Here is a 19480-nt window from a genome sequence, read left to right on the forward strand (position 1 = left end):
TTCCAACAAAATTACTCAAAAGTCAACAAAAAAAAAATACCTCCAATAAAATTGGAGGTATTCATTATTTAGAAAAATTAATTATTTTTTCTTTTTAGCTGGAGCTTTCTTAGCCGGAGCTTTCTTAGCACCTTTCTTAACAGCTTTTTTAGCTGGTTTAGCTACAGTTAAGTCATTTTTCTTGTAAGTATCCCACTCAGCACCTGAGATAGCTCTTACGATAACTTTTCTGTCTTTTTGTCTTTCAGCATCAGATGCAGTTGCAGGAACAGTAGCTTCCTGAGAACCAATACCGATAGATTTCAATGTTGCAGGGTTTACTCCTCTAGCTTCTAAAGCACTTACTACAGCAGCAGCTCTTTCTCTTGAAAGTTTCAAGTTGTAAGCAGCAGCACCTTTAGCATCTGTCATACCTACTACAACAAAGTTTTCAGCCGGAGCATCTTTGATGATCTTAGCAGCACTGTCTAATTTTTCGTTAGACTGAGGTCTGATTGTAGCTTTGTTGAAATCAAATAAGATATCTTTCAATGCTTCAGTAGCAACGATAGCTGTAGGATCTTTTGGTTTAGGACATCCGTTGTATTCTGGAAGACCTGGAACAGTAGGACAAGCATCATCTTTATCTAAGATACCGTCATTATCTGTATCTGGCCAAGGACAACCGTTGTTTTCTTTTGGACCTGCTACAGTAGGACAAGCATCATCTTTATCGATTACACCGTCACCGTCAGTATCTGGCCAAGGGCATCCGTTGTTTTCAACCGGACCAGCCACTTCTGGACATTGATCGTCTTTATCTGGAACTCCGTCACCGTCAGTATCAGGACATCCTTGGAATTCTGGTAAACCTGGAGTATCTGGACAAAGGTCATCTTTATCTAGGATACCATCCTTATCTCTGTCTCTGTTTCCGAATCTGAATAAGATAGAAGCAGAAGCCTGCCAGAAGTTAGCCACTGTAGAGTGGTCACCTGGAGTTGATACATAATCACCCTGAATACCAAGACCGAAGTTTTTAGTTACCCAGAAGTTAGCACCAGCACCTGTAGCCACAGTAAAGTGGTTAGCTTTACCGTTTTCATTACCATCCTTACCATTAACAACTGCTTCGATTGGATTACCGTTAGCGTCAACAGATGTTCTAGGGAAAGTAAGAGCTGTATAGTCATGTCTTAAGTAGTTAGCACCAACTCTTAAATATGGATCAAACCAAGATTCTTCGTTCCATAAAAGACCTGCAGCGTGAGCCTGGAAACCAAGACCTGTCATTAGGAAAAATTCTTTCCCCATGTTGAATCTTTTGTTTTCAACATTTCCAACAGAAGTTTGCCAGTCAATTACTAAACCTTTACCAATATTTCTAGCAACAGTTAGCTTAGATAGTGGAGGTGTAATAGAAAAGTTGTTCACATTGAACATACTTTTTGTCAAATTGTTAGCAGAGAACGTATTACTGAAGTTACTTCTTGCTGCTACGTGGTTTTCAGCATGAGCACCAACTCCGATTAACCACGGATTGTTGGTAGTCTGTGCGAAAACAGTAGAGGCAACAGTAAGCGCCAATGCTGAAATTCCTAATTTTAGATTTTTCATAGAATTAAATGATTAAATAATTGATAATGCAAAATAAATATAATTTTTCTTTATACACAAAGTTTTTCAAATGATTTTTAACTTTTCTTTAATATTCTGTCGAGGTTACGTTTATTTTCTCTATCTTTTATCGCCTCTCTTTTATCGAAAAGTTTTTTCCCTCTACCAAGCGCTATCAGCACCTTTGCTTTACCTCGGTCAGTGATGTATAATTTTAAAGGTACTATGGTATTCCCGGCATCCTTTAACTTTTTTTCAAGTTTTTGTAATTCTTTTTTGTGCAAGAGCAATTTCCGTTCCCTTTTTGTTTTATGATTGTAAAAAGTTCCCAATTTGTATTCATCAATCATCATGTTGATGATGTACAATTCCCCATCAATAAACTGACAGAAGGATTCTGTGATAGATGCTTTGGAAGAACGCAAAGATTTTATTTCTGTACCCGTCAAAACCATTCCGGCTTCATACTCTTCAAGAATTTCATATTCAAAACGGGCTCTTTTATTTAATATGCTAACTGTTTTCTCAATCTTCATCATTTTAAAATTTCGTTAATGGAATATATAAAAAATACCATACATTTAAAAACTTGACTACTATATTATTACAAAATACCCAAATTCTTTTCGTATTTTTGCGCCAAATTTACAAAACTATATGTTAACAGTATCTAACTTATCTTTACAATTCGGGAAAAGAGTTCTTTTTGACGAGGTAAATATTATGTTTACCAAAGGAAACTGCTACGGAATCATCGGAGCAAACGGTGCGGGAAAGTCTACATTCCTGAAAATACTAACAGGAAAGCAGGATCCTACAACAGGAAATGTATCTCTGGAACCGGGGAAAAGAATGTCAGTTTTGGAACAGGATCACTTTGCTTACGATCAGTTTACTGTTCTTGAAGCTGTTTTAAGAGGTAATAAGAAATTATTTGAGATAAAAGAGGAAATGGATGCGTTATACGCAAAAGAAGATTTCTCTGACGAAGACGGTATTAAAGCCGGGGAACTAGGTGTAATTTATGACGAAATGGGTGGATGGACTGCAGAATCTGATGCTCAGACCATGCTTTCTAACGTAGGAATCACAGATGATATGCACTGGCAGTTAATGAGTGAACTTGAGAACAAAGACAAAGTAAAAGTTCTTTTGGCTCAGGCACTTTTCGGAAATCCTGATGTATTGATTCTGGATGAGCCTACCAACGACCTTGATATTGACACCATCTCATGGCTTGAAGACTTCCTTGCTGATTATGAAAACACTGTAATCGTTGTATCTCACGACCGTCACTTCCTTGACACGGTTTGTACACACATCGGTGACCTGGATTATTCTAAGCTTAACCTATATACAGGGAACTACTCTTTCTGGTATCAGGCTTCTCAATTGGCAACAAGACAAAGAGCTCAGGCCAATAAGAAAGCAGAAGAGAAGAAAAAAGAACTTCAGGACTTCATTGCAAGATTCAGCTCTAACGTTGCTAAGGCAAAACAGGCAACTGCAAGAAAGAAAATGATCGACAAATTAAATATTGACGATATTAAGCCTTCTTCCAGAAGATATCCTGCTATTATTTTCGAGATGGAGAGAGAAGCTGGAGATCAGATTTTAGATGTAAAAGGTCTTGAAAAAACAAAAGACGGAGAATTATTATTCTCTAATATTGATTTAAATCTTAAAAAAGGAGATAAAGTAGCTGTACTTTCCAAAAACTCTTTAGCCATTACAGAATTCTTCGAAATTCTTGCCGGAAATGTTGAAGCGGACAAAGGTACGGTTGCATGGGGAGTAACGACCAACCAGTCTCACATGCCATTGGATAACACCAATTTCTTCCAGGAAGACATGAGTTTGGTTGACTGGTTGAGACAGTTTACAAAGAACGACGAAGAACGTCACGAAGAATTCGTAAGAGGATTCTTGGGAAGAATGCTATTCTCAGGGGATGAAGCGCTGAAATCCTGTAAAGTACTTTCAGGAGGTGAAAAAATGAGATGTATGTTCAGTAGAATGATGCTTCAAAAAGCAAATGTTCTTTTATTAGATGAACCTACCAACCACTTAGACCTTGAGAGTATCACTACTTTGAACAACTCTTTATCTAACTTCAAAGGAAATCTTTTACTGGCATCCCATGACCACGAAATGCTTTCAACAGTCTGTAACAGAATTATTGAACTGACTCCTACCGGAATCATCGATAGAGAAATGACTTATGACGAATACCTTGCTGATAAAAAGGTAAAAGAATTAAGAGAGAAAATGTATTCTTAATCTGAGCAACATTAAAATTTATATAAAAATACCTCAAAACAATGTTTTGAGGTATTTTCGTGTAAACAAATAAATAAAATAATTATTTCGTCAATTTTGCAGTAGGCAGAGTAACTGTTACCGGATCTTTATGTGCCAGATTTCATGACTGATTACAGCAAGCAATTCATTATTAATGACCATATTCATTAATGCAGATAACGTATTGATATCTTTATTTCTTAACTTTATAATTCAAATTTGGGTCATCCTGAAACTGGTATTTTCCAACAGTTTGTTCAGTCTTACATCGTATCGATCTTTAGTTCCTGCTACAGAATTATTTTTACCCATCCAGTCTAATGATTCTTTGGATAATTTAATTGCCATCTTCGTTGGTAAATGTAAATTTTCTACATCATTTGAAACCATTACTGCTGCTTTTCCAAGGTTAATTTTCTTTGTATTGATCGAATATGCAGCCTCCAGTAAAGAAGGCATAGAGTAATTCATTTCATAGTCATTTAAAATTTGAAACACGAAGGCAGCCCTATTTTAACAGTGATAATGTCAAAACTTCGTTTCAGTTCTTCATAGAATGCTATTTTTTTTCCTTATTTTTGTGAAATGAGTCAAAAATGGATTTACAAGCCTGAACCCGATGAGGAAGTTGTGGACAGACTAAGTTCGTCACTTGGTTTTGGTACTTTTGAATCTAAAATCCTCGTTCTAAGGGGAATTGACAATTATCAAAAGGCCAGAGAATTCTTCAAACCAAACCTCAACGATATCCACAACCCGTTTTTAATGGCAGATATGCAAAAAGCTGTAGAGCGTATAGCCACCGCCATTGAAAATGGTGAAAAAATATTGGTATATGGTGACTATGACGTGGACGGAACCACAGCGGTTGCCCTGATGTATCTTTACCTCAGCAAGATTGTTGAGAAAAAATATCTGGACTATTATATCCCGGACAGGAATTCTGAAGGGTATGGAATTTCTACTGAAGGAATTGATTTTGCCAAAGAAAATGGCTTTTCATTAATTATCGCTCTGGACTGTGGAATCAAGGCACTTGATATGATCAACTATGCCAGCAATCTTGGGATAGATTTTATTATCTGTGATCACCACCTTCCCGGTGATGAAATTCCTAACGCTGCGGCTGTGCTTGATCCTAAAAGAAGTGACTGCCGGTATCCTTTCAAAGAACTTTCAGGATGTGGTGTTGGTTTTAAGCTCTGCCAGGGACTTAATACCATTTATAAATTACCGGAAGCAGAATTATTTGAACTGACAGATCTTCTGGCAATCTCCATTGCTGCCGATATTGTTTCCATGACAGGAGAAAACAGGGTTCTGGCTAAAATGGGATTAAAAACCCTCAGAAAAACCAGAAATCTTGGTTTAAGATTATTGATTCCTGAGGATAAGCTTTCTCATTTTGAAATTTCCAATATCGTTTTTGAAATCGCTCCAAAAATTAATGCTGCCGGAAGAATTTCCCATGGTAAAGCAGCGGTGGAGCTTATGGTGTCTGACAACCTGAAGCATGCGAATCAGATTGTGAATGATATTATGAACCTCAACGATGAAAGGCGTGAGCTGGATATGAATTCCACCCTTTCCGCCCTGAATCAGATTATAGAATCCCAACAGGAAACCAAGCATACTACTATTGTTTATCATCCCGAATGGAATAAAGGAGTAATCGGGATTGTTGCCTCAAGACTTATTGAAACGTACTATAAACCTACACTGGTATTTACCGATGGTAATAATGGTGAGATGGTAGCTTCTGCAAGATCCGTTTCTGATTTTGATGTACATGAAGCTCTTGATCTGTGTTCTGAATATTTCCTTAAATTCGGAGGTCATCACGCTGCAGCGGGACTTTCAATGGAAAAGGATAAGTTTGAGGCTTTCAAAGAGAAATTTGAAAAAATAGTTTCTGAAAAAATCAAGGATCACCAGAAAGAGCCATCTATTACGATTGATACAGAGATTAAAGTGGATGAAATCAACAGAGAGTTTATCAATTTCCACAGAAAACTGGCTCCATTTGGACCTCATAATATGAAGCCTATTTTCACATTAACGAATCAGAAATTGTCGGGATATGTAAAAACGATGGGAAAAGATAATAATCATCTGAAATTTTATATCAAACAGGAATCTACGGGACGAAATATTGAATGTGTAGGGTTTAAATTGGGGCAGTTTGTTGATGATTTTAAGAATAAAAATTTCGACCTGGCTTTTACCCTGGAAGAAAACCACTGGAAAGGCAATGTCACTCACTATCTTAATATCAAGGACGTAAAATTTAGAGAGTAAGTAAGGTTACGGGATTTAGGTTGCAGATAATAAAAGCCTGAACAATATAAAGTTCTGTTCAAAAGATTGATATTCTAAACTACTGCTACCTGCTCTCCGCTACCTGTTAGCTAACAAAAAATGAAAAAAATCGGTTTATTTTTCGGATCATTTAATCCAATTCATATCGGACATCTTATTCTGGCTAATTATATCCTGGAAAACTCTGATATGGATGAGCTTTGGTTTGTGGTGAGCCCGCAAAATCCGTTTAAGGACAAAAAATCTTTACTGAATGACCATAACAGACTTGATATGGTACAGCTGGCAGTAAAGAATTATCCCAATATGAGGGCTTCCAATGTAGAGTTTTCTCTTCCGAAACCAAGCTATACCATTGATACACTCACTTATCTTCACGAGAAATATCCTGATTATTCTTTCAGCCTGATTATGGGAGAAGATAATCTGAAGAGTCTTCATAAATGGAAAAATTCTGATATCCTGATCAAAAATCATCATATTATTGTTTATCCTAGAGTATTTGAAGGTGAGAAAAAAGATTCGGATTATTTACAGCACGAAAATATATCCCTGATCAAGGCTCCGGTAATAGAGCTTTCGGCCACTGAAATCCGGAACATGGTTAAGAATGGTAAAAATGTAAGACCTATGCTGCCGCCAGAAGTTTTTGAATATTTGGATGGTAGTAGTTTTTATAAGTAATTTTGCAGTTCAGAAATGAGAGGCAAAACTTAAAAAGCCAGAGAAAGACTCTTACTTTTAACTCTCACATCATACTTTAAGAAATGGATTTCATCGAAAAATTTTTCTCAAAATATTCTCAGGAAAAAATCATCAAATGGTTTAAACAGATTTGTCTTGCTGAAGCCGTTTCCTGTCTTTTATTGTATGGTATTGCGATGATCTGGATCCGATATGATGAAAATTTATATTCTATTATCTTCATCAGTGTTATTGGCAGTTTGCACGGATTATTTTTTACGCTTTACCTTTTACTCTGCCTTCCTGCCAGAAAAATTTATAATTGGGATGATGAAGATTTTGTCTTTGCCTTATTGTCTGCATTCTTCCCCTTTGCAACGGTTTGGGTAGACAAAAAGCTCGCCAGATTCGACAGAGAATAAATAATATAAAGCAAGTGGCTGTCTCAAAAGTGTCATTCTGAACGAACTGAAATGTAGTGAAGAATCTCATATATTTGGTTATCAAGGAGATTATTCCTTCGTCAGAATGACAAAAGCCAGATTGTTTGACTTTTGAGACAGCCTCTTTTTTATTTTTACGGTTATTACAATCCCGTTTCGCATGTGTTTTTGTGTGAAGCATAATTCCTGAACTAAGGGAATACGTTCTATTACAGTTTATATTTTTAAAAAAAATCTTCATTATTTTTTTAACAAATGTAACATTTAACATCTTTCATTTGTCTTATTACACAGAAAGGTCAAGCAATCAATATTTCAACGTGAATTTTTATTAACTGATAATCAAATGATTACAATAATTCAAAAATATTTTTAAGTACTTTGTATTGCATAATACTAAATTTATTACATATCTTTGTAATGTTAAATAACAAACCATACAAGCTATTAATTAAAAAAGAATAATCATGAAGACTCAAATTCTTATTGCAGCACTATTTTTCGGTGGACTTATCACTGCCCAGCAGAAAAAAGACAGTTTGAAAGTAAATGCTATAGATGCAGTGACTCTCAAGAAGCAGGTTTTCAAAAAACAAGGTGACCGTTTGGTGTATGATGTAGCTTCTTCATCAATTGCTAAAGGAACAAACACTTTTAATCTTTTGAAACAAACACCGATGATTTCCAGTATTGACGGAAAAACGCTGAAGATTTTGGGAAAAAATGATGCAATCATCTACATCAACAATAAGAAAACCAACATGGATTCTGAAGCGTTGATTGAAATGCTGAAGTCTACTCCATCTGAGGACATCCAGAAAATTGAAGTGATTACAGTTCCGGGAAGTGAATTCCAGGTTGAATCCAAAGAAGGTGTCATCAATATTGTAATGAAAAAAAGCAAGAATAACGGTTACAACGGAACGTTGAAAATGCAGAATGAGCAGGCGTATTACAATAACCCTAATGCAGGAGCTTCTTTTAATTTCAGACAAGGTAAATGGTCTGGTAATTCCAATTTCAGAATGGGAAGCTGGACGGACAGACAAAGATATACACTTTCCAATGGAGATTCTACTTTCAAAAATGAATCATTTGGATTTAATGATGATCCTAATAAAAATTTTGGAGGAGGTTTCAATGTTGATTACGAGATCAATAAAAAACACAGTCTTGGATTCTCCTACAACATGAGATACAATAAAAGTTTCAATTCTGTACTGGATATTACCAACTGGCAAAACGAAGTATTAAATAACAGAACAGTCAATAACGAGGATGCACAAACCAGAAATCATTCTTTTAATTTGAATTATGAGATGAAAACGGATTCACTTGGAAGTAAGCTTACGTCAAACGTTTCTTACCTGTGGTTCAACAGGGATAAAGTAAGTTTCAATGAAAGTTTTCCTCTAACAAATGATACGATTAACAAATATTCTGCATTGCATCAGGCTGTTCCACAGATCATCAACAACTATGCTGCCAATATCGATTATCTGAAAAAGACGGCTAAAGGCGCAACGTGGTTAATGGGAATCAGTTACAACCACACCAATACAGATAACGATACCAAACAGGATAAATTGACAAAAGGAGAATTTATCATTGATCCCAACCAAACCAATCACTTCATTTATAAAGAAAATATATTGGGAATTTATCTGAACTATGAAAGAAAACTGACTGAGAAGATATCCGGAAAAATAGGAGCCCGTTACGAAATGACCAGAAGTACAGGTGATATTGTGGATAAAACAGGATTTGAAAGAAATTACAACAACCTTCTGCCTTATCTGAATTTAAATTACGCCATCAGTTCAGACCATAATTTGAGCTATACTTTTTCCAGCAGAATCAGAAGACCCAGATTCTGGGAGCTGAATCCTTCGAGAACGTACTTCACTCCTACCAATTATACGCAGAACAATCCATTTATACTGGCTTCCAAATATTATAATCAGGAGTTAAATTATATGTACAAGAATGCATTCTATGCCAATCTTAGTTTTAATATGGTGGAAGATGCAGCAGCTTCAGACCTGATTCCATTACAGGGAACGGTAACAGCTCCAAAAAAGGATGCTAAGGGGAAAATCATCAAGGATATCAAAGGAAATCCAATTATGGAAACTACAAGATTCTTAAGATATATCAGAACTAATTACGGTAAGAACAGGGAGATTGCTCTTACTCTTGGAATGAACAAATCCTGGTTCAAAGATATATGGACAACCAACTATTCTGTCAATTTAGGCTATGTTACCTACAAAGGCGGAGTATTTGAAGATCCTACTTCCATGCCGGTTCCGGGAGAAACTGAAGTTGTAGATCCTTATATCATTGATGTTAAAAACTATAATATGTCTGCAACCCTCAATAATGTCATCAGACTGTCTTCTAAAAAAGACTGGTTTCTGGGAGTGAATTACTTCTTTGCCAGCCAGACTGCCATGGAAGGAGGGATGATTGGGGCAAGACAAAGCTTTGATCTCAGCCTGAAAAAAATTGCAGGAGACTGGACGATTGTAGCGGAAGTAAGCGACCTGTTTAATCAAAGTTTTTACAGCATTAAAGGAGTACAGCCTAATGGAAAATTTAACAATATCACCAACTTCAATTATCCAAGGTTAATCAGCATCGGGGTTACTTACAATTTCGGAAATCAGAAACTTAAAAAAGCAAGGGAAATGAAATCAGCTAATGATGCTGTAAAATCAAGAACCTAATCTATAAAAACTTATATCACTATCCACTCTTAAATAAAACAAACATGAAACGTATAATTTTGTCAATGGCCATCATATTCGGTACTTGCGCACTCGCTCAGGAGAAAAAATCCGACACGGCAAAAACAAAAAATATAGAAGGAGTTACCATTACAAAACAGGTTTTCAAAAAACAAAGCGATCGTTTTGTATATGATGTGGCAGCTTCTCCCATAGCGAAAGGAAATACTACTTTTGATCTGCTAAAGCAGACGCCGTTATTATCTTCCACAGATGATAAAACATTGAAAATTGCTGGAAAAAATAATGCGCTGATCTATATCAACGGAAGAAAAAGCAATATGGATTCCGAATCTCTGGCTCAGTTCCTGAAAAATACTCCTGCTGAAAATATCCAGAAAATTGAAGTCATTACCGTTCCAGGAAGCGAATATCAGGTGGAATCATCTGATGGAATCATCAATATCGTTTTAAAGAAAAAAATGAGTGATGGTCTCAACGGAAACATGAGAATGTCTAATACTACCAATAAATATAACGGAAGCCAGGCGAGTTTCTCAGCCAACTACAGAAAAAACAAACTGGGAATAAGCGCCAGCCTTAGTGGTGGTGAAAATATAGAGGCACAAACGTATACGTTAAGAAATGGTACTGCCAAAACTTCTAATGAATCCGTAGGAGATGTTGACGATCCGAATAAAAACATCGGTGGTTATCTGAATATTGATTATCAAGTGAATGATAAAAGCAATCTCGCATTATCATGGAATACATGGGCCAATAAAAGTTATAATTCAACGGTAGATTTATTTAATACCATAAAAAAAACAAATACGGAATATACGTGGTCTAAAAACCGGGAAGATTCAAGATCTTATAACAATTCTGTGAATTTAAATTATGAATTAAAAACAGATTCACTGGGAAGTAAACTGAATGTAAATGCAGCCTACCTCAACTACAGAAGATTCCAGTCCACAGATAACCAGACTTTTGCTTCGGATATCAACAGAGAAGTAGGAAAAATAAAAACACAGGTATTCCAGGATCTTCCTCAGATTATTAATAATTTCTCCGGAATGGTGGATTATAATCAAAAGTTTAAAAATGATCTGACTGTATCTATAGGCGGAAATTATAATAAGACTAAGACAGATAATGATTCTAAAAACATAACTTATTCTTTTAATCCTGTAAAAGCACCGGATTCAAGACCCAACCATTTTATCTATGATGAAAACATCTACGGAATGTATCTTACCCTTGAGAAAAAGATTTCCGACAAACTTTCCGGAAAAATAGGTGCCCGATATGAGATCACCAACAGTCTTGGAACTTCTGATAACGCTCCCACAGAAGCTCTTAGAAGAATTGAAAGAAATTATAAAAACCTTCTTCCCTATCTAAGCCTGAATTATACAATTAATGATAAAAACAATATCTCCTATTCCTTCTCTAGCAGAATGAGAAGACCTAGTTTCTGGGAACTTAATCCGGTAAGGAACATTCTTACAGATGATAATTATACTCAGAATGACCCGTTTGTAAAGGCATCTTCTACCTATAATCAGGAGCTTACTTATATGTTCAAAAATTCATATTTCCTGATTTTAAACCACTCTTACATTCAGGATGTGATTACGCAGGTACCCCTTCAGGGATATCCGGTATCACCGGCTGGAAAGGAAGGCGAAAACCCGGCTTTAAGATATATCAGAACCAATTTTGGGAATAAACAGGAAATGTCCGCAATGGTAGGTATTCAAAAGTCATTTTTCAAGCAATACTGGACAACCAATTTCAATATCGGTGTACAGCATAATATTAACAATGGAAGCCTTGATACTGATCCTACTACAGGAGACCGATTTAAAGATGAAAAAGGTACTCATGGAAAATTTATTACGTACACCAATAAAACCAATTCTACCAGTCTTCTGATTCAAACCAACAACACCGTTCGTCTTGATAAAAAGAAAACATGGTTCTTCGGAGTTAATTACTTCTTTGTAGACAAGCAGCAGATTGAGCTTGGTTCTTTGAAAAACTTAATGAGTTTAGACCTTAGTCTTAAGAAAATGTGGAACGACTGGACTTTTGCAGTGAACGTAAATGATGTACTGAACACCAACATTGTTAAAATTGAAGATTTCCAGGAGAACGGAAATTACAATTACATCCATCAAAACCGCTACAACAGAAGTTTAACGGTAAGCCTTACCTACAATTTCGGAAACCAGAAAGTGAAAAAGGTAAGAGACATTGAAGGGGCGTCAGATGCCATCAAAAGCAGAACAAGATAGAGAATTTATCTTTCTTCATATTTAATTATTCTTACAGTATCCGCTGATTCTTTTCAGCGGATTTTTTATATTTAATCATTATGAAAAAAAATATAAAAATTATTTTGATCTCCCTCAGCCTCCTTTTTCTATGGACAGGCTGTAAAGAAAAAAAGATAGAATTGGGAAAAGATATCAGCTTTGATAAAGAGGAAAATATTCATTATGGAAATAATACTGAACAGGTTATGGATCTTTATATTCCACAAATCAAAACAACCAAAGAAAAAGATGTCTTTATCATGATTCATGGTGGAGGCTGGCGCAGTGGAAATAAATCACAGCTCACCTTCTTCACCCTTTCTCTAATGCAGAAGTTTCCTGATCATATTTTTGTTAATATGAACTACAGACTGGTTTCAGAAACAAATTATGGACTGCCTAATCAAATGAATGATATTAAAGAGGTTTCTGCTTTCTTAGAAAAAAAACTCAGGTACAATCCTAAGTTCATATTATTAGGAAACAGCGCCGGAGGGCATTTATCCATGCTATATGCTTATAAGTTTGACACAGATAAAAGGATAAAAGCAGTTGTTAATATTGTTGGCCCTGCTGATCTTTCCGATCCAGGTTTCAAAAATTATCAGGAATATTCTTTTGTAGAAAAAAGACTTGTAGATCCCCGTGTACAGAAAACGGGAACATCCCTAATAGATTTTGCAAGTCCTGTAAAATGGATCAGAGAAAGCTCCCCTCCTACTCTATCTTATTATGGAAATTCGGATCGTGTGATTCCTTCTACTCAAGAAAAAATCTTAGATTCAACTTTAAATAAAAACCATATTCTCCATGAGTCTTATCAATTTAATGGCGGGCATCTGGACTGGGATAAACACCCAAATGCTCAATTTCTTATTGATAAAATAGAAACATTTCTCAAAAAAGCAGATAAAAAATAACACGTTCTGATTTTTCAAAACGTGTTATTTTTTTATTTTAAAATTGAATTTTATTCTGACTTTGCAACGGCAGTCCTTTCAGAAACACCGTTGGCATTGAAGGCTTCAATCTGGAAATAGTAGGCATCTGTTCTGTCTGCTCCTGTAAAGAAATATTCATTCTTTCCGTAGACCATAATGCTTCCATACAATTTATCGGGAGTCTTTCCGAAATAGATTACATAGCCATCCGCTTCAGGGTTCTGCTGCCATTTCATCCAGATGCTTCTCCTTTCGCCGTATTTTTTCGGGTCCGCTCTTAAAGGCACAAAACCTTCCACTTTAGCAGGTTTTTTCCCGGCTCCTTTTCCAAACACTCTGAAACCGCTTAATGCGAATTTTCCTGTTGGCATTTTCAGGTTTTCCATTTTCAGGAAACGGGCTTTTGCAGGCTGTTCAAGCTCTACATAATCATGAGGAACGTCCTTTGTATTTTTGCTTTTATCCACAATTACATTCCATTTCTTGCCATCATTGGAACCGTAGATCTTGTACTGATGCATTTTCCCCAAGGTTTTCCCCATGAACTCAGCATCCTGATCCGCATAATTGATCTGAATGGCATTGATGGTGGAAACTTCCCCTAAATCCGTTTGAAACCATTCTCCGGAATTTCCGGTTTTAGCACTCCAATACGTTTTGATATCTTCATCTACTGCATAGTTGGGTTGATAACCTCCCAAAGTAGATGAAACCTGAACAGGTTTATTATAATTCAGCAGCATCCATCCTGCAAAAAGACCTTTTGTAAAATCTTTTCCCTGTGCATACTGTGGAAGATAAGTAGGATAATCTCCATAAGCTGTATTACAATACATCACGTCATCTTTATCAAACCCAGCCGGCCAGATTCCCAACCTTCTTTCAAAATTATTTTTGGTAGAAATAAAAATTGTGGAAACATGCCACCAGTTTTTATAATTGTCTTCAAATGTCGCTCCGTGGCCTGCTCCTCTGGCAAAACCGCCCGGTTTATAAGAGAACGGATTATGCTGCTGATATTCGAAGCCTTCCAAAGGGCTTTTGCTTACATATACCCCGTCAGAATATCCGCTGAACTCTGTTGCCGGAGCACCATACTGCATATAATATTTCCCGTTATGCTTTGTCATCCACGCTCCTTCTACAAAAGGCTGAAGAAAAACGTTGTCATTGTATTCCCCGAAACGTTCCCATCCATGGTCTTCCGGTTTTAATTTGATAATAGGTTTAACGAAACCTTCAGACTGAAGATTTTTCACTTTCACTTCTGTGCCCAGCAATGGCCATTCATTACTTGATCCCCAGTACAGATACAGTTTATTTTTATCTTCATCGTAGTGAAATGCCGGATCCCACGCTCCTACTTTTAAAGTATCCACTGCAATTTTCCAGTCGTCTTTGGTTGGGTTTGTACTTTTCCAGATCGGAAAATCCTGCTCCCATGTAGAACCATAGACATACAGCGTATCTCTCATGGCCCATACCGCCGGAGCATTCAGATCATGAATATATTTATTATCTCTTAAAAATTTTCTTTTCACAAATTTCCAGTCCAGCATATCATCACTGTACCAGTATCCTTCCTGATTGGTAGAAAAAAGAAACAGTTTATTCTTAAAATTAACAATTACCGGATCTGCCGTAGCACGGTGTTTCCCTTGTTTTGAAAAGACTTCGAAAGGCGTATAGCCATAATCTATGTTGATAGGATTGCAGAAAGTCTTCTGCTGGGCACCCACAATCATTCCGAGAAAAATTGCCAATGCCAGAAAATATTGTCTCATTTTTAGATTTTAAAGATTGAGACAAATTTAGGTAACTTTTTTGGGTTTTCTCCAAATAAAGCCATCCAGCAGATAATGAGTGAGCTGCGGAACAACCAACAGCGGAACCAGAAATTGAAACCATTTTTCTGAAACAATTATATTCAGGGAAAAGTGTTCGTTCCATACCAGAGTTTCCCATAAAAATTCTTCCAAGAAAGCAAAGCTTAAAAGAACGCCTATGAACAAAAGAATTCCTGAAAAAGATTTAAAAATCTGCATCCAATTCATCTGATGATTTTCTTTTTGTTGTATTTCTCTTATATAAATCAATGCGATGTAAGGAATTCCATGAGAAACTACATTCAGAAAAGTAAAAAGAAGATCGTTGTTAAAGTAGATAATTCCAAAATACCATGAAAGGAAAGTTCCGGTGATCAATGCTGTTTTCGGAATATTAATATTTTTTGTTTTAAAAGCTTCGACAACAGTTTTAATAATCCAGATGCTCAGGATTGTAAAATATAGTGCGGTAATCAGAGGAAGATAATCCGGAAGATTTTGAAGCCAGTCAAACTCATTGTTGACGAACCAGGTAAAGGCACGGGGCGTTTTAAACCAATACAGCATGGGATAAATAGTAGCAGTGTAAACAGCAACCTCATCTATTTTTTTGCTCCAGTTATTGGGTTCAAAGCGGGCGTAGATCCTCATAAATCCATATTGCTGGCGTATAAAATGAAAAACAGCAATCAAAGCCAAAACCGACCAGAACGTCAGACTTCCAAACTGGAACAGGATCATTCCCAATATCCAGCTCAGAACAGGAATTCCCAGATACAACAGCTTATTTCTCTGTACCTCTCCTTTTACAAAGTAAGTTTTGAACAGTGTGGAATATACATGAGCCACATCTACAAAAACGATCAGGAACAGCCATGTATAAAAGGAATAATGATTTTCCAGCCCCTGAATCTGTTTCTGAAAAAGAAAAATAATCAGCAGCACCAGAAAAGGTGGTGATAAAATAAACCACCAGTCTGTTTTTGCATTATGTATCCACGGCTGTTTCATTGTATTATTGTATCATTTGTCCTGCAGTCCGGATTCCCTGATAAAAGGCTTCTTCAAAAATAGATATTCCCGAAAGATCAGAATGGGCAAAGAAAATTTTTCCTTCCAAAGGTTCTTTCGCTGTTCGAGTTTCTTCTCCAAAAATCTGATTGGGAACAGGTGCAATCATGGCATGTCCTATTTTATGAAACTGCATTTCCAAAATGAAATCTTCTATCAGAGGATGCGCTTTCTTCAGATCATTTAGAACTAAATCTTTCAGTTCAGCATCTTTCATAGCGTAGAGCTTTTTTCTTGCTTTTCTACAATCTGCTGTTGAAAAACTTTTATAATGGGTAATTACTTTTTCGCCTAAGATCTGGTTCAGATTCTGGTGCTGGTCAAAGATATAACCCAATCCGGAAGTACCATAGATTACATTATCCCAGGCCAGTTCTTCATCTCCACCAAATTCATTCTTTAACGTAATGGTTGTTAAAAGCCAGGGCACGTAGTCAAATGATGATGCTTTCTGAAGATTAAAAATTCTTTCATTCACAAATTGAGGGGTTGCAAAAAGTACTTTATCCGCCATGATTTTCTTTGTTTTCTTCTGGGCATTATCAAAACTTAAGACCTCAACTTTATCATTGATTTTCACATCAAAAACCAGATTTTCAGACCTATATTTTCCTTCTGTATATTTTGAAAGATGCTTTGCCAATCGGGCATTTCCTTCCGGCCATGTGAATACCTGATCTTTATATTTCGTGCTCCAGTTATTTTTTCTGCCTGCAAAATAATGAATTCCTGCCCATGCTGAAACGTAATCAATTCCTAACCCGAAATCGTCTCTGCAGGAGTAATCCAGTAACCAAAGAAGTTCTTCGGAATGATAGTTATTTTCTTTGAGCCAGTCTTTGAAAATGATTTTCTCTAGTTTTAAAACCTCATCTTCACGGCTTGAATCATGAACGGGAATGGCAAACCAGTATTTCCCCTGTGGGTCTTTCTTTACACGCAATTCATCCATCAGCTTAAAAAAGCGGTTAAGCTCCTTCTGAGTTTCTCTTGAAATACCCCTTTGGGGAACAATATCGCTCTGCCAGGAGTTTTTATAGAAAAGTCTTTCCTGCTGTGGAAAAGTCATTTGATATTCATCAAGAACCGGCTCTCCATTATCTTCAGTTCCTAAACAGATTCCACATTCTTTTAGAAATTCGATGATTTCTGTATTTTCTTTATTGGGTAATGGCAGATAGTGTGCTCCCAAAGGGAATTTTGAAAAGGAATTCTGTCCATTGGAAGAATTTCCTCCCAGATGGTTTTCCATTTCAAGGAGCAGATAATCCTGTTCATTATTCTGACTGAAGAATCTGCATGCCGAAAGTCCGGAAATTCCACCCCCCACAACAAGATATCGGGTGTGGATAACTTCTGAAAACTGTGGAAAATCTTTGGCCCACAGTTTATGACCGAGAACATGATTAGTTCCGGTAATCTTCAGCAGCAATGATTTCACTTTCTTTCCACAATACTGCAAAAAGGGAAGCATAAGGCTACCTAAAAATATAGTTGTAAGAAAATCCTTTCTACTGTACTTTCCCCCACTCTTCATCGAAATAACGGACTAATATCTGGTTATCCAGACGGTTAACATCTACGTCTTTCAATTTCATATCTTTATTGAAATAAGACATCTGTGAAAAGTTGTAATCATAGTATTTCAAACCAGGGAGTTTTCTATAGATCCTGTTGTTGATGGGTTCAAAGGAAGCCATAGAAAATCCCCATTCCCCAAAAGACGGAACATAGGTGTGATAAGCTGCTGTGAAAGGAAAAATCTGGTTGATCGTTTTTTCGATGCACCAGAAAGATTTCGGAGCAAAATACGGAGAGGTGGTCTGAACCACAATCTTGGTATCAAGAGTTGTTAACCTCTCCAGTTCTTTATAAAATTGCAGGGAATATAATTTTCCTAAGCTGTAATTGGACGGATCCGGAAAGTCGATGATAATGACGTCAAATTTCTTTTTGCTGTCTTTTACCCAAATGTAAGCGTCTTTATTGATGATTTCCACTTTCGGATTGGAAAAAGAACTTTGGTTCAGCCTGCGCATGGTTTCATTGGTTTTGAAAAACTGGGTCATTTCACCATCCAAATCTACAAGGGTTACTTTTTTAACGTCTTTGTATTTCAATACTTCTCTGGCGGCAAAGCCATCACCTCCTCCAAGGATCAGAACATTATCAATATTTTTTGCCATAGACATTGCGGGATGTACCAAAGCTTCATGATAACGGTATTCATCCGTGGATGAAAACTGTAAGTTGTTATTTAAATATAAACGGAACTCGTGGGTATTTCTCGTTAAAACAATTCTTTGATAGGGTGAACTTTTGGTGTACACTACATTTTCTCCGTACAGTTTTTCTTCAGAGTAAGATAAAATCGTATCTGAGAAAAAGAAAAGACCTAACAGAAATGTAAATGCTGCAATAGATTTTACTTTGAGTGATAAAGGTTTTGACAATTCCTTTGTAAGGTAATAGCATAGAAATATCGCGATAGAGATATTAATCAGTCCAAAAAACAAAGGTGTTTTTACAATGCCCAGCTTTGGAATTAAAACCAACGGAAAAAGAATCGATGCCAGTAAAGCCCCGATATAATCGAATGCAAAGACGTTTGAAACTAAATCTTTAAACTGAACCCTGTCTTTCAGAATGTTCATCAGAAGCGGAATTTCCACTCCGACGAGACAGCCTGTGAAAAAGACAAAGAGATAGAGAACACTTTCAAAATGGGCAAGCGTATTAAACAGAATAAATAGCACCACAGAGCTTATTCCGCCAACGATTCCTACGAGGATTTCGATCTCAATGAATTTATCAATAAGATTTCCTTTGATGAATTTCGCAAGATAGGAACCTACTCCCATTGAAAATAGATACACCCCGATAATGAAGGAAAACTGCTTTACAGAGTCTCCTAAAAGATAGCTCGCCAGAGCCCCGGCCACCAGCTCATAAATCAGTCCACATGTAGCAATGACGAATACTGAAAACAATAAAAGCAGCTCAAGAGGAATCCTCTTCTTATCCATGAATTGCCGCGCTTATAATCATAGAAATTCCGATGATAAATGCCCCGAATACAATAGCCAATGCTATGTTTTTGTTCTGAGAGATCTCATGCCATGTTTTTTCCGGTGTAAGTTTTTCGATGATGAAATAGCAAACGAGAAGAATTGCGATTCCTAAGAATGAGTAAAGAACCGAGTTTAATATGGGTAAGAAATTGATGTTGTCCATAGTTTTTATATT

16 protein-coding genes are annotated in these 19480 nt (G+C 36.5%); 7 read left to right on the forward strand and 9 right to left on the reverse strand.

Going from position 1 to position 19480, the window contains the following annotated elements; translation table 11 throughout:
- Window positions 1-81: 81 nt before the first annotated feature.
- Both EK417_RS00850 and smpB read right to left on the reverse strand, forming a co-directional pair.
- Window positions 82-1596 carry an OmpA family protein gene (locus tag EK417_RS00850; RefSeq protein ID WP_136521077.1) on the reverse strand — a complete coding sequence of 505 codons (1515 nt, stop codon included), beginning with the start codon at window positions 1594-1596 and terminating at the stop codon, window positions 82-84.
- 77 nt (window positions 1597-1673) lie between these two features.
- Window positions 1674-2132 (reverse strand): SsrA-binding protein SmpB, encoded by a 459-nt coding sequence (smpB, locus tag EK417_RS00855; RefSeq protein WP_076597029.1) that lies wholly within the window; start codon window positions 2130-2132, stop codon window positions 1674-1676.
- A 121-nt stretch (window positions 2133-2253) separates the two neighbouring features.
- Here smpB and EK417_RS00860 point away from each other — a divergent pair, with 121 nt between their 5' ends.
- Window positions 2254-3876: an ABC-F family ATP-binding cassette domain-containing protein gene (locus EK417_RS00860; protein ID WP_076596965.1), complete on the forward strand. Its 1623-nt coding sequence runs from the start codon at window positions 2254-2256 to the stop codon at window positions 3874-3876.
- Between the two features lie 117 nt (window positions 3877-3993).
- Here the strand turns inward: EK417_RS00860 and EK417_RS21500 are convergent, their stop codons facing one another.
- The gene (locus EK417_RS21500) at window positions 3994-4110 is read right to left on the reverse strand and encodes a M48 family metalloprotease (protein WP_317043158.1); all 117 of its coding nucleotides are present in this window, start codon (window positions 4108-4110) and stop codon (window positions 3994-3996) included.
- The gene (locus EK417_RS00865; protein ID WP_228457864.1) at window positions 4111-4368 is read right to left on the reverse strand and encodes a hypothetical protein; all 258 of its coding nucleotides are present in this window, start codon (window positions 4366-4368) and stop codon (window positions 4111-4113) included.
- A gap of 114 nt (window positions 4369-4482) precedes the next feature.
- Here EK417_RS00865 and recJ point away from each other — a divergent pair, with 114 nt between their 5' ends.
- The 6 genes from recJ (at window position 4483) to EK417_RS00895 (ending at window position 13316) form a co-directional block, all read left to right on the forward strand.
- The gene (recJ, locus tag EK417_RS00870) at window positions 4483-6195 is read left to right on the forward strand and encodes a single-stranded-DNA-specific exonuclease RecJ (RefSeq protein ID WP_076596967.1); all 1713 of its coding nucleotides are present in this window, start codon (window positions 4483-4485) and stop codon (window positions 6193-6195) included.
- Between the two features lie 120 nt (window positions 6196-6315).
- Window positions 6316-6900: a nicotinate (nicotinamide) nucleotide adenylyltransferase gene (gene nadD, locus EK417_RS00875; protein WP_076596968.1), complete on the forward strand. Its 585-nt coding sequence runs from the start codon at window positions 6316-6318 to the stop codon at window positions 6898-6900.
- An 83-nt stretch (window positions 6901-6983) separates the two neighbouring features.
- A complete protein-coding gene (locus tag EK417_RS00880) occupies window positions 6984-7322 on the forward strand; it encodes a DUF3817 domain-containing protein (RefSeq protein WP_076596969.1) in 339 nt (112 codons plus the stop codon).
- 488 nt (window positions 7323-7810) lie between these two features.
- On the forward strand, window positions 7811-10072 hold the full coding sequence (locus tag EK417_RS00885; RefSeq protein WP_136521078.1) for an outer membrane beta-barrel family protein: 2262 nt from the start codon (window positions 7811-7813) through the stop codon (window positions 10070-10072).
- 44 nt (window positions 10073-10116) lie between these two features.
- Window positions 10117-12375: a TonB-dependent receptor domain-containing protein gene (locus tag EK417_RS00890; protein WP_136521079.1), complete on the forward strand. Its 2259-nt coding sequence runs from the start codon at window positions 10117-10119 to the stop codon at window positions 12373-12375.
- Between the two features lie 80 nt (window positions 12376-12455).
- Complete coding sequence (locus tag EK417_RS00895; RefSeq protein WP_110366409.1) at window positions 12456-13316, forward strand: alpha/beta hydrolase; 861 nt, start codon at window positions 12456-12458, stop codon at window positions 13314-13316.
- Between the two features lie 50 nt (window positions 13317-13366).
- Here EK417_RS00895 and EK417_RS00900 read toward each other — a convergent pair whose 3' ends face one another.
- The 5 genes from EK417_RS00900 to EK417_RS00920 are packed head-to-tail and all read right to left on the reverse strand — an operon-like array spanning window position 13367 to window position 19468.
- A complete protein-coding gene (locus EK417_RS00900; RefSeq protein WP_110366410.1) occupies window positions 13367-15121 on the reverse strand; it encodes a discoidin domain-containing protein in 1755 nt (584 codons plus the stop codon).
- A 27-nt stretch (window positions 15122-15148) separates the two neighbouring features.
- Window positions 15149-16174 carry a hypothetical protein gene (locus tag EK417_RS00905; RefSeq protein ID WP_136521080.1) on the reverse strand — a complete coding sequence of 342 codons (1026 nt, stop codon included), beginning with the start codon at window positions 16172-16174 and terminating at the stop codon, window positions 15149-15151.
- A 4-nt stretch (window positions 16175-16178) separates the two neighbouring features.
- Window positions 16179-17708, reverse strand: coding sequence for an NAD(P)-binding protein (locus EK417_RS00910; protein WP_228457865.1), 1530 nt, complete (start codon window positions 17706-17708; stop codon window positions 16179-16181).
- Window positions 17709-17745: 37 nt separating this feature from the next.
- The gene (locus EK417_RS00915) at window positions 17746-19260 is read right to left on the reverse strand and encodes a polyamine aminopropyltransferase (RefSeq protein ID WP_136521082.1); all 1515 of its coding nucleotides are present in this window, start codon (window positions 19258-19260) and stop codon (window positions 17746-17748) included.
- A complete protein-coding gene (locus tag EK417_RS00920; RefSeq protein WP_076596977.1) occupies window positions 19253-19468 on the reverse strand; it encodes a DUF350 domain-containing protein in 216 nt (71 codons plus the stop codon). Before EK417_RS00920 ends, EK417_RS00915 begins: the two co-directional genes overlap by 8 nt.
- Window positions 19469-19480: the final 12 nt, after the last annotated feature.

It is taken from the genome of Chryseobacterium candidae, assembly GCF_004916905.1.
GTDB lineage: Bacteria > Bacteroidota > Bacteroidia > Flavobacteriales > Weeksellaceae > Chryseobacterium > Chryseobacterium candidae.

What these genes read in the sequence shown, in the direction of transcription:
- EK417_RS00905 (WP_136521080.1), bottom strand. Translation starts at nt 16,174, where the DNA reads ATGAAACAGCCGTGGATACATAATGCAAAAACAGACTGGTGGTTTATT.
- EK417_RS00910 (WP_228457865.1), bottom strand. Translation starts at nt 17,708, where the DNA reads ATGCTTCCCTTTTTGCAGTATTGTGGAAAGAAAGTGAAATCATTGCTG.
- EK417_RS00885 (WP_136521078.1), top strand. Translation starts at nt 7,811, where the DNA reads ATGAAGACTCAAATTCTTATTGCAGCACTATTTTTCGGTGGACTTATC.
- EK417_RS00920 (WP_076596977.1), bottom strand. Translation starts at nt 19,468, where the DNA reads ATGGACAACATCAATTTCTTACCCATATTAAACTCGGTTCTTTACTCA.
- EK417_RS00860 (WP_076596965.1), top strand. Translation starts at nt 2,254, where the DNA reads ATGTTAACAGTATCTAACTTATCTTTACAATTCGGGAAAAGAGTTCTT.
- recJ (WP_076596967.1), top strand. Translation starts at nt 4,483, where the DNA reads ATGAGTCAAAAATGGATTTACAAGCCTGAACCCGATGAGGAAGTTGTG.
- EK417_RS00850 (WP_136521077.1), bottom strand. Translation starts at nt 1,596, where the DNA reads ATGAAAAATCTAAAATTAGGAATTTCAGCATTGGCGCTTACTGTTGCC.
- EK417_RS00890 (WP_136521079.1), top strand. Translation starts at nt 10,117, where the DNA reads ATGAAACGTATAATTTTGTCAATGGCCATCATATTCGGTACTTGCGCA.
- EK417_RS00900 (WP_110366410.1), bottom strand. Translation starts at nt 15,121, where the DNA reads ATGAGACAATATTTTCTGGCATTGGCAATTTTTCTCGGAATGATTGTG.
- EK417_RS00865 (WP_228457864.1), bottom strand. Translation starts at nt 4,368, where the DNA reads ATGAATTACTCTATGCCTTCTTTACTGGAGGCTGCATATTCGATCAAT.
- smpB (WP_076597029.1), bottom strand. Translation starts at nt 2,132, where the DNA reads ATGAAGATTGAGAAAACAGTTAGCATATTAAATAAAAGAGCCCGTTTT.
- EK417_RS00880 (WP_076596969.1), top strand. Translation starts at nt 6,984, where the DNA reads ATGGATTTCATCGAAAAATTTTTCTCAAAATATTCTCAGGAAAAAATC.
- EK417_RS00915 (WP_136521082.1), bottom strand. Translation starts at nt 19,260, where the DNA reads ATGGATAAGAAGAGGATTCCTCTTGAGCTGCTTTTATTGTTTTCAGTA.
- EK417_RS00895 (WP_110366409.1), top strand. Translation starts at nt 12,456, where the DNA reads ATGAAAAAAAATATAAAAATTATTTTGATCTCCCTCAGCCTCCTTTTT.
- nadD (WP_076596968.1), top strand. Translation starts at nt 6,316, where the DNA reads ATGAAAAAAATCGGTTTATTTTTCGGATCATTTAATCCAATTCATATC.